Origin of the sequence: Chelatococcus sp. CO-6, from assembly GCF_001271345.1 — a bacterium.
In the GTDB taxonomy this organism is placed as follows: Bacteria; Pseudomonadota; Alphaproteobacteria; order Rhizobiales; family Beijerinckiaceae; genus Chelatococcus_A; species Chelatococcus_A caeni.
On sequence record NZ_CP012398.1, the window covers coordinates 4,152,808 to 4,169,573 of the forward strand.

Sequence of the window (16,766 nt, forward strand, 5' to 3'; positions counted from 1 at the left end):
CCTTCTCAGCCCTCCTCGGCGCCCACTTTCCCGAGCATGGTCTTCGTGATCGCCTGGCGCCCCTCGGCTTCACCCGCCCAGGGATCCGGCATCGACAGGCGCCTCTCCATGTCGGCGATGGTGAAGGCCTGGGCGGTGTCGAGGGTCCGCAGTTCCTCCCAGCCCACCGGCGTCGCGACCGGCGCGTTCTTCTTCGCCCGCGTCGAATAGGGCGCGATGGCGGTGGAGCCGCGCTCGTTGCGCAGCCAGTCGACGAAGATGCGGCCGGCGCGCTTTGCCTTCGAGGCCTGGGCGACATAGCGGTCCGGCTCTTCCCCGGCGATGAGCCGGGCGAAGCCGCGGGCGAAGGCCTTGACCATCGGCCAGTCCGCCCGGCGCACGAGGGGGGCGATGACATGGATGCCCTTGCCGCCGGTCAGCAGCGGCACGGTCTGAAGGCCGAGCGCCGCGAGCCGCTCGCGCAGGTCGAAGGCGGCGGCGCGCACGGCGGCGAAGTCGAGCCCCTCGTCGGGATCGAGATCGAAGACCAGCCGGTCCGGCTGGTCGAGGCGATCGATGCGCGAGCCCCAGATGTGATATTCGAGCGTCCCCATCTGCACGCCGGCGACGAGACCCGCGAGATCGTCGACATAGAGATAGACGCCGCGCTCGCCGTCGCTCTCGGTGATCTCGCGGCGCTTGAGCTCGCGGGCCACGGTCTTGTTGCCGTGCTTCTGGAAGAAGCACTGTGTGCCGGCCCCCTCGGGACAGCGCACGAGGCTGAGGAGACGCTCCGAGACGAAGGGCAGGATCCGCCCGGCCACGCGCTCGTAATGGGCCGCCAGATCGGCCTTCGTCACGCCCTGCTCGGCGAAGAGCACCTTGTCCGGGTTGGACAGCCTGATGCCGGCGATGACATCCCGCGCTTCGTGCTCCTGCATGGCCGTCCCCCTGGGTGTCTCCAGCACCACCTCGCGCGCCGCCTTGTCCTCGCGGATGCCCTTCAGAACGCCGTGGCGGACGGCGCCTTCGCGCGTGAATTCAGTAAAGCCGACTTCGACGACGATGTCCGGTCGCACGAAGCGGGCCCGGCGGGCGATGTCGCGCGGCAGCTCGGTGAAGGGCGAGGTCTTGCGGCCGCGGCTGGCGAGGAGCTGCTCCAGCCGCGCCAGATGGTCGCCCTCGAAGGCCCCCACCCGTCCTTTGTAGACGAGCTTGCCTCCCTCGTTGACGCCGATCAGCAGCGAGGCGACGGTGCGGCCCTTCTTGTCGCTCGGCCTGTAGCCGCCGATGACGAACTCCTGGCGCGCTCCGCATTTCACCTTCAGCCAGCTGCGCCCGCGGCCGGAGCGGTAGGCGTCCTCCGCCCGCTTGGCGATGATCCCCTCGTGCCCGGCCGCGCACAGCCGCCGGTTCACCTCGGACGCATTGCCGACGACATGCGTCGAATAGATGAGCGGCGGCCCGGCCTCGCCGAGGAGCTGCTGCAGCAGGTCCTTGCGCTCGGTGAGGGGACGCCCGCGGACGTCCTCGCCGTCGAGCCACAGGAGATCGAAGGCGAAGAACGTCAGTCCTCTCCCGCCCTCCTGCAACGCCGCCTGCAGGGTGGAAAAGTCGGTCTTGCCCTTCTCGTCGAAGGCGACGATCTCGCCATCGATCAGGGTGCCCGACGTGTCGAGATGGCTGGCCGCCTGCGCGATCTCGGGGAAGCGATCGGTCCAGTCCTTGCCGTTGCGGGTATAGACGCGGCAGGTGCCGCCGCCGATGGCGACCAGGGCGCGGTAGCCGTCGTATTTCATCTCCGACAGCCATTGCCCGCCCTCGGGCGCGGCGTCGACCAGCGTGGCGAGCTGCGGCTCCACCCAGCGCGGCAGCGCATGCCCGCCCCGGCCGCCCGTGCCGGCCTTTTTCTCCGCAGCCTTCGCCGCCGGCCGCCGGGCGCGCCGCTTGGGCGCGACGTCCTCGGGGGCGATCGTGCGCCCCCCAGCGGCGATTTCCTCCATCGTGCGCCCGGAGGCGACGCTGCGGGTATGGCGCGCCAGGATGTCCGGCGGGCGGCGTCGGCCGGAGGTTTCCTCCTGATGCTTGATCAGCAGCCAGTTCTCCCGCTTCTCGCCCGGCTTCGGCGCCATGCGCACGAGGGCCCATTCGCCCGACAGCCGCTCGCCGTGGAGGCGAAAGGTCAGCTTGCCGCGGCGCAGGCCCTCGTCAGGGTCGCCGACAGGCTCCCAGGTGCCGCGGTCCCACAGCATCACGGTGCCGCCGCCGTACTGGCCCTTGGGAATGATGCCCTCGAAGTCGCCATAGGCGAGCGGATGGTCCTCGGTCCGCACCGCGAGCCGCTTGTCGGCAGGGTCGAGGCTCGGGCCGCGTGTCACCGCCCAGCTCTTCAGAACACCCTGCCATTCGAGGCGGAAATCGTAGTGGAGGCGCGTCGCGGCATGTTTCTGCACGACGAAGAGCAGCCCCTCGCCGGTGCCGGCCTCGGCCGTGACGTCGGGTTCGGCTGTCCTGGTGAAATCCCGCCGCTCCCGGTATTCCCTGAGGAGATGCCGCGCCTCGGCCATGGGGCCCTCACGCCGACTTCTTGCGCCGCGAGGCCGGGGCCGCCTTCGCGGCCGGCTTCTTCTGCGCCGGCGGCTTCTTCTGCGCCGACGGCTGCTTGCCGGATTTCTCGAGGCTCTCCTTGAGGGCCGACATCAGGTCGACGACATTGCCGCCGCGCGGCCGGGCCTCCTCCTCGGCCCTCACGCGCTTCGGCTTGCGCCCCTTGACCTTCTCGTCGATCAGGGCCCGGATGGCCTCGGCATAGCGGTCCTCGAAGGCGCTCGCGTCGAAGGGGCCGCTCTTGCGGTCGATCAGCTGCTTGGCGACCTCGAGCAGGTCCTTCTCGGCGGCCTTGCGCGAGATCGAGGAGAAGAAGGCGTCGGTCTTGCGGATCTCCTCCTCGTAGTGGAGCGTCTCCGCCAAAAGGCCGCTGCCGCACGGCCGCACGGCGACGAGATATTCCCGGCCGCGCATGGCGAGCTGGCCGAGGCCCGCCTTGCGCGTCTCCGCGAGCGCGTCGCGCACCACCCGGAAGGCGTCTTCCGCCAGTTCGTCGGTGGGGGCGAGGAAATACGGACGGTCGAAGTAGAGCGGAGGGATCTCGCAGGCATCGACGAAATGCACGAGCTCGAGCGTCTTCTTCGTCTCGAGTCTGATGGCGTCGATCTCGTCGGGGTCGATCAGCACATATTCGTCGTCCTCGACCTCATAGCCCTTCCAGACATCGTCGTTCTTCACCGGCCCGACGCCGGGCACGACCTTCTGGTACTGCACGCGCTTGCCCGAGGGCTTGTGTATCTGGCGGAAGGAGATGCGCGCCGACGTGTTCGTCGCCGAATACATCTCCACCGGGATGGAGACGAGCGACAACCGCAGCTGGCCCTTCCAGACCGGGCGCTCGGCCATGGCCTGCTCCTCGGCTGATCCCTGCGAAATGGTCCCTTCGCTCAACGGCTTCGCGGCGCGGATGTTCCTTCTCCCGCCCCCCTTCGGCACCGGCACCGAGCATCTACTCTGGAACAAGAGCGGAGCGACGTTGTTCGGAGCGGACATTCGGTCCGCCGGGGCGGCCGCGTACGGAGGTGACAGCATGCAGCAATCCGCTCTGAGAGTCGGCATCGTCGGCGTCGGCAATTGCGCCTCGTCCTTCGTGCAGGGTCTCGGCTACTACCGCGACGCGCAGTCGAACACGCCGATCCCCGGGCTGATGAGCAGCGACATCGGCGGCTACCGCGTCGAGGACATCGCCATCTCCTCCGCCTTCGACGTCAGCGCCGAGAAGGTCGGCCGCGACGTTGCCGAGGCCATCTTCGCGCCTCCCAACAACACCATCCGCTTTGCGGACGTGGCGCCGACGGGTGTCACCGTGGCCCGCGGGCCGACGCTCGACGGCATCGGCCGCTATCTGCGCGACGTGGTGCCGGAATCGCCGGAACCGGTCGCGGACGTCACCGAGGTGCTGCGCAGCAGCGGCACGGATGTCGTCGTTTCCTACCTGCCGGTCGGCTCGGAGGAGGCTTCGCTCTGGTATGCCGAGCGCGCTCTCGAGGCGGGCTGCGCCTTCGTCAACTGCATCCCCGTCTTCATCGCCTCGCGGCCGGAGTGGCGCCGGCGCTTCGAGGAACGCGGCCTGCCCATCGTCGGCGACGACATCAAGAGCCAGTTCGGCGCCACCATCGTGCACCGGGTGCTGACCAACCTGTTCCGCGAACGCGGGGTGCGGCTCGACCGCACCTACCAGCTCAACTTCGGCGGCAACACCGATTTCCAGAACATGCTGGAGCGCGAGCGGCTGGAATCGAAGAAGCTGTCGAAGACGCAGGCGGTGACGAGCCAGCTCGGCGTGCCCATGGCCCCCGAGAACATCCACGTCGGCCCGAGCGACCACGTGCCGTGGCTGACCGACCGCAAATGGGCCTACATCCGCATGGAGGGCACGACCTTCGGCGGCGTGCCGATCAGCGCCGAGGTGAAGCTCGAGGTCTGGGATTCGCCCAATTCCGCCGGCGTTGTCATCGATGCCGTGCGCTGCGCCAAGCTCGCCATGGACCGCGGCATCGGCGGCGCGCTCGTCGGGCCGTCGAGCTATTTCATGAAATCCCCGCCGGAACAGTTCACCGACAGCGAGGCCAGGGCGCGCACCCTCGCCTTCGTCGCCGGCGAGGATGAGACGAGCGGGCCACGGTCGTGACTGCGATCGTCCATCTCCTGCGCCATGCCGACCACGGCCACGTCGGCAAGATCCTGACCGGGCGCCTGCCGGGCGTGCACCTCTCCGCGATCGGGCGGGCCCAGGCCGAGGTTCTGGGCGAGCGCATGGCCGCCGTGGGCCTGGACAGCCTCTACAGCAGCCCCCAGCCGCGGGCCCTGGAGACGGCGCAGGCCATCGCCGACGCGACGGGCCTCGCCGTCAGGGTGGCACCCGCCTTCGACGAGATCGACTTCGGCTCCTGGGCCGGCCAGACCTTCAAGGCGCTCGACCGCGATCCGCGCTGGCGGGTCTGGAACGCCCGGCGCGATAGCGCCCGCACGCCGGGCGGCGAGACGATGGCCGACGTGGCCGCCCGAGCGACCGGGCTGCTGGAAGCCCTGGCGAGCCAGACGCCGGGGACCAGCATCGGCGTCGTCAGCCACAGCGACGTCATCAAGGCCTGCATCTGCCGTTACCTCGACCTGCCGTTCCAGCACATCCACCTCTTCGACATCGACCCCGTCTCGATCACGAGCCTGCTCGTGGAGGCCGAGGGCGGCACGATCCTCACCCTCAACGAGCCCGGCTGCACGGAGCCCGAGGAGGCGATCCATTGAAAGTCGTGATCTTCGGCCTGACGATCACCTCTTCCTGGGGCAACGGGCACGCGACGCTCTGGCGCGGCCTCGTGCACGCCATGGTGCGCCGCGGCTGGCATGTGGTCTTCTTCGAGCGCGACGTGCCCTATTATGCCCGCGCCCGGGACCTCCTCGCCATCGACGGCGCCGAGATCGTCCTCTTTGACGATTGGGAGGCCATCGAGCCGGTGGCGCAGCGCCACCTCGCCGATGCCGACGTCGCCATGGTGACGTCCTACTGCCCGGACGGCATCGCCGCGGCCGACCTCGTGCTTGCCGCCTCCCGGCCCCTCAAGCTGTTCTACGACCTCGACACGCCCGCGACGCTGTCCGCCCTGCAGCGCGGCGAGAGCCTGTCCTACATCGGGCCGCGCGGCCTCGAGGACTTCGACCTCGTCCTCAGCTACACCGGCGGCGAAGCACTGGCCGCGCTGCGCGACAGGCTCGGCGCCCGCATGGCGCGCCCGCTCTTCGGCCATGTCGATCCCGACGTCCACCGCCCCGCCGAGCCGAGAGCCGACTACCGGGCGGCGCTCTCCTACATCGGCACCTATGCCGCCGACCGCCAGGAGGCCCTCGTCGAGCTCTTCCTCCGGCCCGCCCGGGAGCGGCCGCAGGAGCGCTTCGTGATCGCCGGCGCGCAATATCCGCAGGACTTTCCGTGGACCGACAACATCTTCTTCGTCTACCACCTGCCGCCGGGTGAGCACCCGGCCTTCTATTCGTCGTCGCGGCTGACGCTCAACATCACGCGCCAGGCGATGGCCAGCATGGGCTGGTGCCCCTCCGGCCGCCTCTTCGAGGCTGCGGCGTGCGGCGTCCCGATCCTCTCCGATGCCTGGGCCGGGCTCGATGCCTTCTTCCACCCGGGGCAGGAGATCCTCGTTGCCGCGCGCGCCGAGGACGTCGTTTCCGCGCTCGACACGGACGATGCCGCGCTCCGGCGCATGGCCGCGGCCGCACGCGAGCGCGTCCTCGCCGAGCACACGTCGGCCCGGCGCGTGGACGAACTGGAAGCCCTCCTCGAGGAGGCACGTGGTCCCTCGCGCGCCGCGCCGGTGCTGCAGATCGAGGAGAATTGAACCATGTGGGGCATCATTCCCGCCGCCGGCTGCGGCAGCCGCATCCAGCCGCTGGCCTTCTCCAAGGAACTGCTGCCGGTCGGCAGCCGTTTCGACGGCGGCGCCGAGCGTCCCCGCGCGGTGAGCGAATATCTGTGCGAGCGCATGATCCGCGGCGGCGCGGACAAGCTCTGCTTCGTCATCGCGCCCGGCAAGTCCGACATCATGGAATATTACGGCGGCAGCTATGGTCCCGCCGCGATCGCCTATGTGGTCCAGCCGGAGCCGGTCGGGCTGTGCGACGCGGTGTTCCGCGCCGCCCCCTTCATCGCGCCCGACGAGGAGGTGCTCGTCGGCCTGCCGGACACCGTCTGGCTCCCGGCCGACGGCTTCCGGGAGCTTCCCGGCGACCGCCTGTCCTTCCTGCTCTTCCCGGTCGACCGGCCGCAGGCCTTCGACGCCGTGCGGACGGACGCGGAGGGGCGCGTTCTCGAGATCGAGGTCAAGCAACCCGCCCCGGCGACGAACTGGATCTGGGGCGCGCTGCGCATGCCCGGCCACATCCTGCACGACCTGCGCCGGCTGTGGCTCGCGCGGGACGGCAGTGACGAATATCTCGGCACCCTCGTCAATGCCTATCTCGCCCGCGGCGGAGCGGCGGCCGGCGTCAAGGCCGGCGAGCACTATGTCGATGTCGGCACTCTCGAGGGCTATCGCGCGGCCCACCGCCTCCTTGCGCCGCCGCGGCAGCCGGAAGCGGGCGTGCACGCGACCGCCGGCGCGCCCGCCGGGCGCCGGCGTGCCGCTGCCGGAGGACGCGTCGCCTCCGGGCTCGAGCAATGGACCTGATGCGGGAGAAACCATCGATGATCGAAGCTGCGATGATCTGGAACGAGCCGAACAACAAGTCCCACTGGGACATCGAGATCGATCCCGACTGGTCTCAGTTCGCCGAGATGGCCATCGTCGCCGCCGATGCCGTGAAGGATGCCAATCCGGATATCGTGACCGTGCTCGGCGGCATCTCGCCGATCGACCCGCTGTTCATCCGCAACATGCAGGGCAAGGGCGTGCTCGATCATGTCGACGCCATCGCCGTGCACGGCTTCCCGCTCGACTGGAACCTGTGGCAGATCGGGGAATGGCCGCAGAGGGTCGACGAAATCAAGGCCCTGACGCACCTGCCCGTCTGGATCAGCGAGGTCGGCGTCTCCACCTTCGGCGCCGAGGAGGTGCAGCTGTGGGGTCTCAGGCGGACGGCCGAGCTGCTCAAGGGCCGCGCACCGCGCATCCAGTGGTACAGCCTCTTCGACCTGCCGCAGGCCTGGGGCGCCACCACGCGGCACAGGGAGGCGGAAGGCTCCTCCTACTACCGCCATTTCTACATGGGCCTCATCCGCGAGGACGGCACGCCGAAGCCCGCACTCGAGGAATTCGCCCTCCACACGCCCGAATTCGGCATCTGCCAGTGGTTCCATTTCGAGGACCCGCGGCTCGACGAGGCGGTCACGTGGCTGAGGCGGCTCGGCGTCCGGTCGGTGCGCACGGGCCTGTCATGGGCCGACAGCTTCCGCCCGGACGCGCTCGCCTGGTTCGACCGGCAGATGGCGGCGCTGGAGGATTTCGACGTCACGCTGACCTTCTGCTTTACGCCCGAGCACCGGGGCATCGCACCTCACCACACGAGCCCGCCGCTGGTGAAGGAGGAATTCGCCGCCTTCTGCGCCACCATGATCGAGCGCTACGCGGGCCGGGCGACGACGAGAATGCGCGGCGTCGCATGAGGCGGGCCCCGCAGCCGGCAGCAGCCATTCTGCCGGCCGAGGGAACCTTCCCCATGGTGCTTCGTTGCTTCGGAAGCCGATGCGAACACCAAGGCCCATGCTCAAGCGCTCACCACAGGTGGAACAGCCGGCGGCTTTCGATGGCCGGGACATGCCGCGACACCGCATCCTCGCGCCGGGACGCAACTTCTGGCGCCTGGCGGAAGCCCGCCGGATGGCGGTGCTGGTCGACGGCGCCGCCTATTTCCGCGAGCTCGAGGCGGCCCTGCGCGCCGCCCGCCGCTCCATCCGCATCGTCGGCTGGGATTTCGACGGCCGCATCCGCCTGCGCCCGCAGGTCGACCCCGATGCCTCGCCGCCGCTTGGACCGTTCCTGCGCGCGCTCGTGGAGGAACGGCCGGAGCTCGAGGTCGACATCCTCGTCTGGAGCACGGCCGTGGTGCACGCCCCCGGCGCCTCGGGCCCGCTCATCTTCGGCGCCGCCTGGCAGGAGCACCCGCGCATCCGGCTGAAGCTCGACACCCAGCACCCGCTCTATGCCGCCCATCACCAGAAGCTCGTCTGCATCGACGATTGCCTCGCCTTCGTCGGCGGCATCGACCTCACCGTGGGACGCTGGGATACCTCCGCCCATGCGGCCGACGAACCCTTGCGGCAACATCCCGACGGCTCGTCCTACGACCCGGTGCACGACATCCAGATGGTGGTGGACGGCGAGGCGGCTGCGGCCGTGATGAAGCTCGTCCGCAGCCGCTGGTTCCTGGCGACGGGCGAGCCCCTGCCCCCCTGCCCCGACAGCGCGGATGACGCGTGGCCGGCGGGCCTTGCGCCGCATTTCGAGCGCGTCCCGGTCGCCATCGCGCGCACGCTTCCCGCCTGGAACGGCGAAAAGGAGGTGCGCGAGGCGGCCAATCTGACGCTCGATGCCCTCGCGGCTGCGCGCCGGACCATCTACATCGAGGCCCAGTACCTGACGGCGCCCGCTGTCGGCGACGTGCTGGAGCGGCAGTTGCGGCGCCCGGACGGTCCCGAGGTCGTCATCCTGTTGACCCGCAAGTCGCGCGGCTTGACCGAGCGCCTCGTCATGGGCATGAACCGCGACCGCCTCATCCGCCGCCTAAGGCGGGCCGACAAGAACGACCGCCTGCGGGTCTACTATCCCTGCACGCCGCATGACGACGGCCGGCGCCGGCAGATCCTCGTCCATTCCAAGCTCGTCATCGTGGACGACGTCTTCCTGCGCATCGGCTCCTCGAACCTGAACAACCGATCCATCGGCCTCGACACCGAATGCGACCTCGCCGTCGAGGCGCAGGACGCCACGACGCGCAACGGCATCGCCCGCTTGCGGAACACCCTGGCTGCCGAGCATCTCGGCACCGACGAGGCGCAGGTCGCCGCGGAGATCGCCGGGCACGACGGCTCGCTCATCGCCGCCATCGAGCGGCTCAACACGCGCCCGCGCGGCCTTGCGACCTTCGAGGCGATGCACCAGCGCGGCCCGCGGCGGCCGATCATCGGCACGCGGCTGCTCGACCCCGAACGGCCCTTCAGGATTCTCGGCGCCCTCGTTCCCCGGCGGCGGTAGCGCCCGAAGCCTTCGCCCGGAATACGAGCTCCGTCGCGCCGAACAGAGTGAGCCCCAGGGTGAGCGGCGCAAGGAAATAGACGAAGCGGAAGACGAGCAGCGCGCCGATGAGGTCAGCCCGCGGCATCAGGAAGGCAACGACGCTCTCGATGACGCCGAGGCCACCGGGCACGTGGCTGATGAGCGCCGTGACATTGGCGATGACGTAGACGGCCGCGACTTCGAGATAGCCCGTCTCGACAACGGCGGAGATGGCCTGGTGCAGGCAGCCGGCGACGCAGGCGAAGTTGGCGGCGCCGACGGCGATCTGGGCAAGGGCCAGCAGCGGCCGCGGCGGGGCGAGACGCCATCGGCCGATGCCGACCGGCCGGCGCACGAAAGCCGCCAGCCCGAGATAGGCGAGCGGCACACAGATGCAGCCGATGCCCACCGCGAAGGCGAGCGAGCGGCCGAGGCCCGTCACGTCCTGCGCCAGGCCGGGCCGCAGCAGCAGCGCGATGCCGCCGAGCGTGGCGAGCCCGACCCCCACGGTGACGCCGCAGAAGAGGATCACCTTCGCGATATCGGCGGCGCCGAGCCCCCAGCGCGAATAGAAGCGGTAGCGCACCGCCCCGCTGCTGAGGAAGGCGACGCCGATATTGTGGCCGATGGACAGGCTGATGAAGGAGGCGAGCGCCACTCTGGGATAGGGCAACGGCCGGCCCACGGAGCGCAGCGCCAGGAAATCGAAGCCCGTCAGGCAAAGATAGCTCGCCGCGGCGAAGCCGGCGGCGCCGAGGAGCCGCGCCATCGGCACGGCGGCGACCGAGGCGACGAGTTCCTCCATGCTGTAGCGGCTGAGCGTCCGGTAGAGGAGGACGCCGGCCAGCGTGACGGCCGCCAGCACGGCCCACGTCTGCCAGCGGCGCCACAGGGGCCGGGCCGCCCCGCCGCGGCGCGGCTCCCGTCCCTCTGCGGCAACATCGTGTTGCACGGCCGCTCCCTCCATCGCCCTGTCAGTCCGTCTGCAGCGCGTTGGCCCGGGCCGGCCTCTCGCGTGCCGCCGCGATCTGGAACTCGACGAGGAGCGGCAGGTGGTCCGAGGCGACCCGCGCCAGGCGGCCGCGCAGGGTCTCCACGCGCAACACCTCGATGCCGCAGGCGAAGACATGGTCGATGCGCGCCACCGGCAGCCAGCTCGGGAAGGTGGCGATACGCCTCCGTCCGGCCACGGCGACCGAAGCATCGTCGAGGCGCATCGCAAGGCTCCGATAGGCGCGTGAGCGTGGCACGGCATTGAAATCGCCGAGCAGCATGAAGGGTTCCCGGCAGGCCGGATGGCCGAGCCAGTCCGGCCCGAGCAGGGTCTCCACCTGCAGGAGGCGCTCGGGACGGCGCAGCCCGAGATGCGTGGTCACGACCTGAAGGGTCGCCCCCCCGAGCTGCACGGTCGTCCAGAGCGCGCCGCGCGGCTCGGCTCCCGGCCGGCCCGGCAATGGTCCGGCCTTGACGAGCTTCGCCGGCCGCACGCTGAGGATGGCGTTGCCGTAGCGCTCCTCCATCACCTCGATCGAGGGATGGAAGAGCATGTGCATGCCGAGTTCGCGGGCGATCTCGCGCGCCTGGTCGATGCGGCCGCTGCGGGCACGCCCCACGTCGAGCTCCTGCAGGGCGACGATATCGGGCCGGCACGAGGCGATCACCTCGGCGATGCGGGTGGGCGACACGCGGCCGTCGGTGCCGCGGCAGTAATGCACGTTGTAGGTCAGAATCCGGAACACATCCCTTCAAATGGAGCGGGCGCGCTTTCGTTCCGAGGAACTTTCCTGCTGCGCCAGCCGTTCTGTGCCGCCGGGCATGAGAGATGTCCCACATCCAGAGTGACCATGGCGGAGCGGACGATGAACGCCCGAAAGCGACAGCCGCCGGAGCTCGAGGTACCGCCGCTGCGGCCGGATGGCCTTCAGCTCGACGAGGAACGCGCCTTCCAGCGCAGGTTCTGGACCGCCGAGCGCTGGGCCTGGATCGTCTTCGCCGCGATAATCGCCGTGGCGCTCGCCGGGCTCACCGGCGCGAGCGGTCCCCTCGCGCGCACCAGCCTCGCCGCCGGCGGCGGGCAGACCGATCTGCCCCGCATCGCGCGGCTCGACGCGCCCGAGACGTTCGAGATCGTCTTCAACGAGGAACAGCCGATGCACCGGCTCGTCATCTCGAAGAGCTTTGCCGACTATTTCCAGATCGAGGACATCCAGCCCCAGCCGCAGCGCTCGCTTCTCCTGCCGGATGCGCGGGCGCTGGAATTTCCGGCGGAGGCGGCTCCCCCGCACCGGGTGACGATCCATGCCCGCGCCCGGCGGGCGGGGCTCGCGCGCTACGCGATCGGCCTCGACGGCCCCGCCATCACGGCGACGACCCTCATCCTGCCGTAGGAGCACCGCATGGAAACGGTCCTGCGCGGCATCGCCATCTATTTCGTGCTGCTGATCGTGCTGCGCCTGTCGGGGCGGCGTTCCCTGGCGCAGGCGACGCCCTTCGACTTCGTGCTCCTGCTCATCATCGCGGAGACGACCCAGCAGGCGCTGCTCGGCGACGACTTTTCCATGATCAACGCCGTCCTCCTCATCATCACCCTGTTCACGACCGATGTCGCGCTGTCCTACGTCAAGCAGTGGTCGCCCCGTGCCGCCCTCCTCATGGACGGCACACCGACGGTGCTCATCAGCCGCGGCCAGCCGGACGCGGAAGCGCTGCGGCGCGCCCGCGTCAGCGTCGAGGACGTGCTCGAGGCGGCCCGCCAGAAGCATGGCCTGCAGCGGCTGGAGGAGATCGAATTCGCCATCCTGGAGCCGAGCGGCTCCCTCAGCATCGTGCCGAAGAGCGGCCGATGATGCGGGCAGGCCGGCGGGAGCAGCGCGTGGGAACAATCCGTTCCGGCGCGGGGTTGGGGCGGCTCCACCGCCCGGAGAACCGCCGCCATGATGCCCGACACCGTCGACCGCGTTCCCGTTCATACGGATGAAGAGATCAACCGGCGGATCGCGCTGGAAACCGCCCGCAGGTTCAGCCACTTCGCCGCCCATCCGGAAGAGATCGACAACCGGCTCGACGAGCTCGACGCCGAATGGGACGTGGAGCGCCTGCTGGAAGCCAATGCCTCGGCCTTCGCCTTCACGGGGCTCGTCCTCGGCATCACGGCGAGCCGCAAATGGCTCCTGCTGCCCGCCCTCGTCACCGCCTTCCTCTTCCAGCACGCCATCCAGGGCTGGTGCCCGCCCGTGCCCGTCCTGCGCCGCCTCGGCTTCCGGACGCAGACGGAGATCGAGCAGGAACGCTACGGTCTCAAGGCATTGCGGGGAGATTTTGAAGGCCTGCGCGAGGCGGCGGACAGGCTCGCGGCCGTCATCGCCGCCATCGAGCTGCGGCTCGACGGCCGGTCCCGCCAAGGATCCGGCCGCACGCCTTAGCCGTGGTCCTTGTCAGCTACCGTCCTTGGCGGAACCGGTTCCGGTGCCCTTTTCGCGTTGTTCCTCGTCGGGAGTAGGCAGCGGCGCCGGGGCGGGCTCCCGCCGCGCGGAAACGGCCTCGCCCTCGCCCTGATCGGTCAAGGTCGGGAATTCGCCGGCATTCTCGACGGCCTCGACCGGCTCGACGGGCGTCTCGGCCTCCTGGGGATGGGTCAGCGGATTCGGCTCGAGCGTGTCGGCCTGGCTGTCCTCGATGGCGATGATTTCGCTCGCCATCTCCCGGTAGCGCTCCTCGCCGCCCGGAGGGCAGCCTTCTTCCCGCCAGAGGCGGTGGGCGCGCTGGCGGATGCGTTCCTCGAGCTCCGCTTCACGGTCGGGCATGGCGATGGACCTCCTTCGCGCTGTTGTCCGGGCGACCTTTCCCAGAACGGCGCGCGGTCGCTTCTGTTCCCACGGGATCGGCATCGCCGCGGCGATTTCGGAACAGTTCCGGGGCGGCCTTGTTCGGGGGGCGCCGTACACACGGCGCATGCATGCGAAGCGAGGCAAGGGAAACGACATGGCGGTCTTCTCGGCAATCGTCCTCTTCGTCATGGGAGCGGCGCTGGCCTTCGGTGGCGGCTGGCTCGTTGCCCTCGGCGGCAGTTGGTACTACCTCATCGCCGGCCTCGCCTGCCTCGTCACCTCGGCGCTTCTCTTCGTCCGCCAGCCGGCGGCCCGGACGGTCTACGCCCTCGTGCTCGCCGGCACGCTCGCCTGGGCCCTGTGGGAGGTCGGTTTCGACTGGTGGCCGCTCGGCACCCGCGGCGGCATCCCCGTGCTCGTCGGCCTGTGGCTCCTGCTGCCGTGGGCCGTGGGCGACGGACGCCGGTGGGATTTCGGCCGCATCGCGCTGGCGGCCGTCATCGTCGTCTCCATCGGCGTCGCCGGCTATGCGCTGACGCAGAACCCGCACGAGAAGTCCGGCACCCTGGCGGCCGGCGCGGGCGAGGCCGTCCTGCAGGCCGGATCCGTCCCCGACGGGGACTGGCATCACTATGGCCGGACCCTGCAGGGGCAGCGCTACTCGCCGCTGACGCAGATCAATCCGGGCAATGTGGCCCAGCTCGCGGTGGCATGGACCTATCGCACCGGCGACGTGCGCCGGGAGGACGATGTCGAGGAGACCACCTATCAGGTCACGCCGCTCAAGGTCGGCAACCTGCTCTATCTCTGCACCCCGCACCACATCGCCATCGCGCTCGACGCCGCGACGGGCGAGGAGCGCTGGCGCTTCGACCCCGAGATCCCGCTCGACCCGAACCGGCAGCACCAGACCTGCCGCGGCGTCTCCTATTTCGCCGGCACCGACCTGCAGGCCGCCGACGAAGCCTGCGCCACGCGCATCTACCTGCCGACGTCGGATGCCCGCCTCATCGCGCTCGACGCCCGGACCGGGCGGACCTGTCCCGACTTCGGCGAGGACGGAGCCGTGGACCTGTGGGCCAACATGCCGAACCAGAAGAGCGGCTATTACTATTCCACCTCCCCGCCCGTGGTCGCCCAGGGCCTCGTCATCATCGGCGGCGCGGTCAACGACAACTACGCCATGGATTCCCCCTCCGGCGTGATCCGCGCCTATGACGCCCGCAGCGGCGCGCTCGTCTGGAACTGGGATTCCGGCAATCCCGAGCGTACGGAGCCGCTTCCGCCCGGAGCGACCTATACGCCCAACTCGCCCAACAGCTGGTCCGTCTCGAGCGCCGACGAGGAGCTCGGCCTCGTCTACGTCCCGCTCGGCAACCGGACGCCCGACCAGCTCGGCATGGGCCGCAGCGACGCCGTCGAGCGCTTCTCGTCGTCGGTGGTCGCGCTCGAGATCGGCACGGGGCGAGTGCGCTGGGTCTTCCAGACGGTCCACCACGACCTGTGGGACATGGACGTGCCCGCCCAGCCCGCCCTCCTCGACCTGACGACGGATCAGGGCACGCGACCCGCCATCGTCATCCCCACCAAGCAGGGCGATATCTACGTGCTCGACCGCGCGACGGGCGAACCGATCCTGCCCGTGCGCGAGGTGCCCGCCCCCGGCGGCGCCATCCCCGAGGATTTCACCGCCCCGACGCAGCCGGTCTCCGCCCTCACCTTCAACCCGTCGACGCTGCGCGGCCGCGACATGTGGGGCGTCTCCCTGTTCGACCAGTTGGCCTGCCGCATCGCCTTCCGGTCGCTACGCTACGAGGGCCGCTACACACCGCCTTCGCTCGAGGGAACGCTCGTCTATCCCGGCAACTTCGGCACCTTCAACTGGGGCTCCGTCGCCGTCGACCCGGTGAACCAGACCATGTTCGGCATGCCGACCTATGTCGCCTTCACCTCCCGCCTGATACCGGCTGACGAGATCAGCCCCGATGCGCGCGCCAATGCCGGCGAGGCCGGCCTCAACCTCAATGTCGGCGGCCCCTACGGCGTGATCATGCAGCCGTTCACCTCGCCGCTCGGCCTGCCCTGCCACGCACCGCCCTGGGGCTATGTCGCCGGCGTCGACCTGCGCACCGGCACGGTCGCCTGGCGGCACAAGAACGGCACCATCCGGGATGCGGCGCCCGTGCCCCTGCCCATCCGCATCGGCGTGCCGGGCATCGGCGGCCCGATCATCACCGCCGGCGGCGTCGCCTTCCTCGGCGCGGCGATCGACAATTACCTCCGGGGCTACGACGTGGCGACGGGCGAGACGCTGTGGGAGCAGCGCCTGCCGGCCGGCGGCCAGTCGACGCCGATGACCTACGAAGCCGACGGCCGACAGTTCGTCGTCCATGTCGCCGGCGGCCACGGCTCGATCGGGACGGATGCAGGCGACTACGTCATCGCCTACGCCCTTCCCCGCAACTGAGGCCGGAACAGGTCGCCGTGTCGGCGGTTAGAGGCGCGAGCTTCCCCGGGGGCCGAGACGCGCCGCCCGCCACGATCGTTGAAGGAAGCGAACATGCCAATGTCCCATACCTTCGTCCCCATGCCCCGCAGACCCGTCGCCGCGATGTCGGAACCTCCGCGGCCGGGTCCGGATCCCGGACCGGAGCCGCCCATTCCGATGCCGCCGCCCCACCGGCCCATCCCGCCCGTGGAGGAGCCGGATCCCGATCGCCTGCCGGACGAGGTGCCTGACCCCAATCCCGACGAAACGGATGTTCCACCCCGCCAGGCACCGGGTGATCATCCGATCCAGCACCCGCCGCGCGGAGATTTTCCCGATACCGGCCGATAGATCGGAACACGTTGAAATCTCTGGCAAATGGTGATGTTTCGCTTGCAATCGCGATTGCAAGGGCCGAGGCTCACATGTGATTAACAATTGTTAGGGTCGCCATGGGCGAGAAGATCGGCAAGCACATGAAGGAACCGACTGCCTCGGCGACGTGCGCGAGAGACGTCAGCTTGCTGCTCGACGAAATCGAGCGCGAACCGGTGCCCGAGCGGCTGCTCGTGCTTGCCCTCGAGCTCCAGGAGGCACTGACGAGGCAACGGCGCGAGAAGGAGCAGGATTGAGCGACGTCGG

16 protein-coding genes are annotated in these 16,766 nt (G+C 69.8%); 11 read left to right on the forward strand and 5 right to left on the reverse strand.

The window, feature by feature from the left end:
* Positions 1-5: 5 nt before the first annotated feature.
* Positions 6-2,546 carry a DNA ligase D gene (gene ligD / locus AL346_RS19380; RefSeq protein ID WP_019401352.1) on the reverse strand — a complete coding sequence of 847 codons (2,541 nt, stop codon included), beginning with the start codon at positions 2,544-2,546 and terminating at the stop codon, positions 6-8.
* Between the two features lie 7 nt (positions 2,547-2,553).
* A complete protein-coding gene (locus AL346_RS19385) occupies positions 2,554-3,432 on the reverse strand; it encodes a Ku protein (RefSeq protein ID WP_019401353.1) in 879 nt (292 codons plus the stop codon).
* 184 nt (positions 3,433-3,616) lie between these two features.
* On the opposite strand from AL346_RS19385, the gene AL346_RS19390 reads away from it, so the two are divergent.
* The 6 genes from AL346_RS19390 (at position 3,617) to AL346_RS19415 (ending at position 9,788) form a co-directional block, all read left to right on the forward strand.
* Positions 3,617-4,717, forward strand: coding sequence for an inositol-3-phosphate synthase (locus AL346_RS19390; protein ID WP_026014993.1), 1,101 nt, complete (start codon positions 3,617-3,619; stop codon positions 4,715-4,717).
* A complete protein-coding gene (locus tag AL346_RS19395) occupies positions 4,714-5,334 on the forward strand; it encodes a histidine phosphatase family protein (RefSeq protein WP_019401355.1) in 621 nt (206 codons plus the stop codon). The genes AL346_RS19390 and AL346_RS19395 overlap by 4 nt, the downstream gene beginning before the upstream one ends.
* Complete coding sequence (locus AL346_RS19400) at positions 5,331-6,437, forward strand: glycosyltransferase (RefSeq protein WP_019401356.1); 1,107 nt, start codon at positions 5,331-5,333, stop codon at positions 6,435-6,437. The genes AL346_RS19395 and AL346_RS19400 overlap by 4 nt, the downstream gene beginning before the upstream one ends.
* A gap of 3 nt (positions 6,438-6,440) precedes the next feature.
* Positions 6,441-7,265 (forward strand): sugar phosphate nucleotidyltransferase, encoded by an 825-nt coding sequence (locus AL346_RS19405; RefSeq protein ID WP_019401357.1) that lies wholly within the window; start codon positions 6,441-6,443, stop codon positions 7,263-7,265.
* Between the two features lie 17 nt (positions 7,266-7,282).
* Positions 7,283-8,200: a beta-xylosidase gene (locus AL346_RS19410; RefSeq protein WP_019401358.1), complete on the forward strand. Its 918-nt coding sequence runs from the start codon at positions 7,283-7,285 to the stop codon at positions 8,198-8,200.
* Positions 8,201-8,351: 151 nt separating this feature from the next.
* Positions 8,352-9,788 carry a phospholipase D-like domain-containing protein gene (locus AL346_RS19415; protein WP_050996508.1) on the forward strand — a complete coding sequence of 479 codons (1,437 nt, stop codon included), beginning with the start codon at positions 8,352-8,354 and terminating at the stop codon, positions 9,786-9,788.
* On the opposite strand, the gene AL346_RS19420 is transcribed toward AL346_RS19415, so the two are convergent.
* Together AL346_RS19420 and AL346_RS19425 are read right to left on the reverse strand one after the other, a co-directional pair.
* On the reverse strand, positions 9,751-10,761 hold the full coding sequence (locus tag AL346_RS19420; RefSeq protein ID WP_245258862.1) for a lysylphosphatidylglycerol synthase domain-containing protein: 1,011 nt from the start codon (positions 10,759-10,761) through the stop codon (positions 9,751-9,753). The genes AL346_RS19415 and AL346_RS19420 overlap by 38 nt on opposite strands.
* Before the next feature lie 22 nt (positions 10,762-10,783).
* Complete coding sequence (locus AL346_RS19425; RefSeq protein ID WP_019401361.1) at positions 10,784-11,548, reverse strand: endonuclease/exonuclease/phosphatase family protein; 765 nt, start codon at positions 11,546-11,548, stop codon at positions 10,784-10,786.
* A gap of 120 nt (positions 11,549-11,668) precedes the next feature.
* On the opposite strand from AL346_RS19425, the gene AL346_RS19430 reads away from it, so the two are divergent.
* The 3 genes from AL346_RS19430 to AL346_RS19440 all read left to right on the forward strand — a co-directional run bounded on the left by AL346_RS19430 (position 11,669) and on the right by AL346_RS19440 (position 13,231).
* Positions 11,669-12,196, forward strand: a complete 528-nt coding sequence (locus tag AL346_RS19430) for a hypothetical protein (RefSeq protein ID WP_156332809.1) — start codon at positions 11,669-11,671, stop codon at positions 12,194-12,196.
* A 9-nt stretch (positions 12,197-12,205) separates the two neighbouring features.
* Entirely contained in the window at positions 12,206-12,655 is a 450-nt protein-coding gene (locus AL346_RS19435) for a DUF421 domain-containing protein (RefSeq protein WP_019401365.1), read from the forward strand.
* Positions 12,656-12,742: 87 nt separating this feature from the next.
* Entirely contained in the window at positions 12,743-13,231 is a 489-nt protein-coding gene (locus AL346_RS19440; RefSeq protein ID WP_019401366.1) for a DUF2892 domain-containing protein, read from the forward strand.
* A gap of 12 nt (positions 13,232-13,243) precedes the next feature.
* Here the strand turns inward: AL346_RS19440 and AL346_RS19445 are convergent, their stop codons facing one another.
* Positions 13,244-13,612: a DUF2934 domain-containing protein gene (locus AL346_RS19445; RefSeq protein WP_019401367.1), complete on the reverse strand. Its 369-nt coding sequence runs from the start codon at positions 13,610-13,612 to the stop codon at positions 13,244-13,246.
* Between the two features lie 178 nt (positions 13,613-13,790).
* Between AL346_RS19445 and AL346_RS19450 the strand changes: the two genes are divergently transcribed.
* Together AL346_RS19450 and AL346_RS19455 are read left to right on the forward strand one after the other, a co-directional pair.
* Complete coding sequence (locus AL346_RS19450; protein WP_053193955.1) at positions 13,791-16,103, forward strand: glucose/quinate/shikimate family membrane-bound PQQ-dependent dehydrogenase; 2,313 nt, start codon at positions 13,791-13,793, stop codon at positions 16,101-16,103.
* Positions 16,104-16,576: 473 nt separating this feature from the next.
* Entirely contained in the window at positions 16,577-16,756 is a 180-nt protein-coding gene (locus AL346_RS19455; RefSeq protein ID WP_019401681.1) for a hypothetical protein, read from the forward strand.
* Positions 16,757-16,766: the final 10 nt, after the last annotated feature.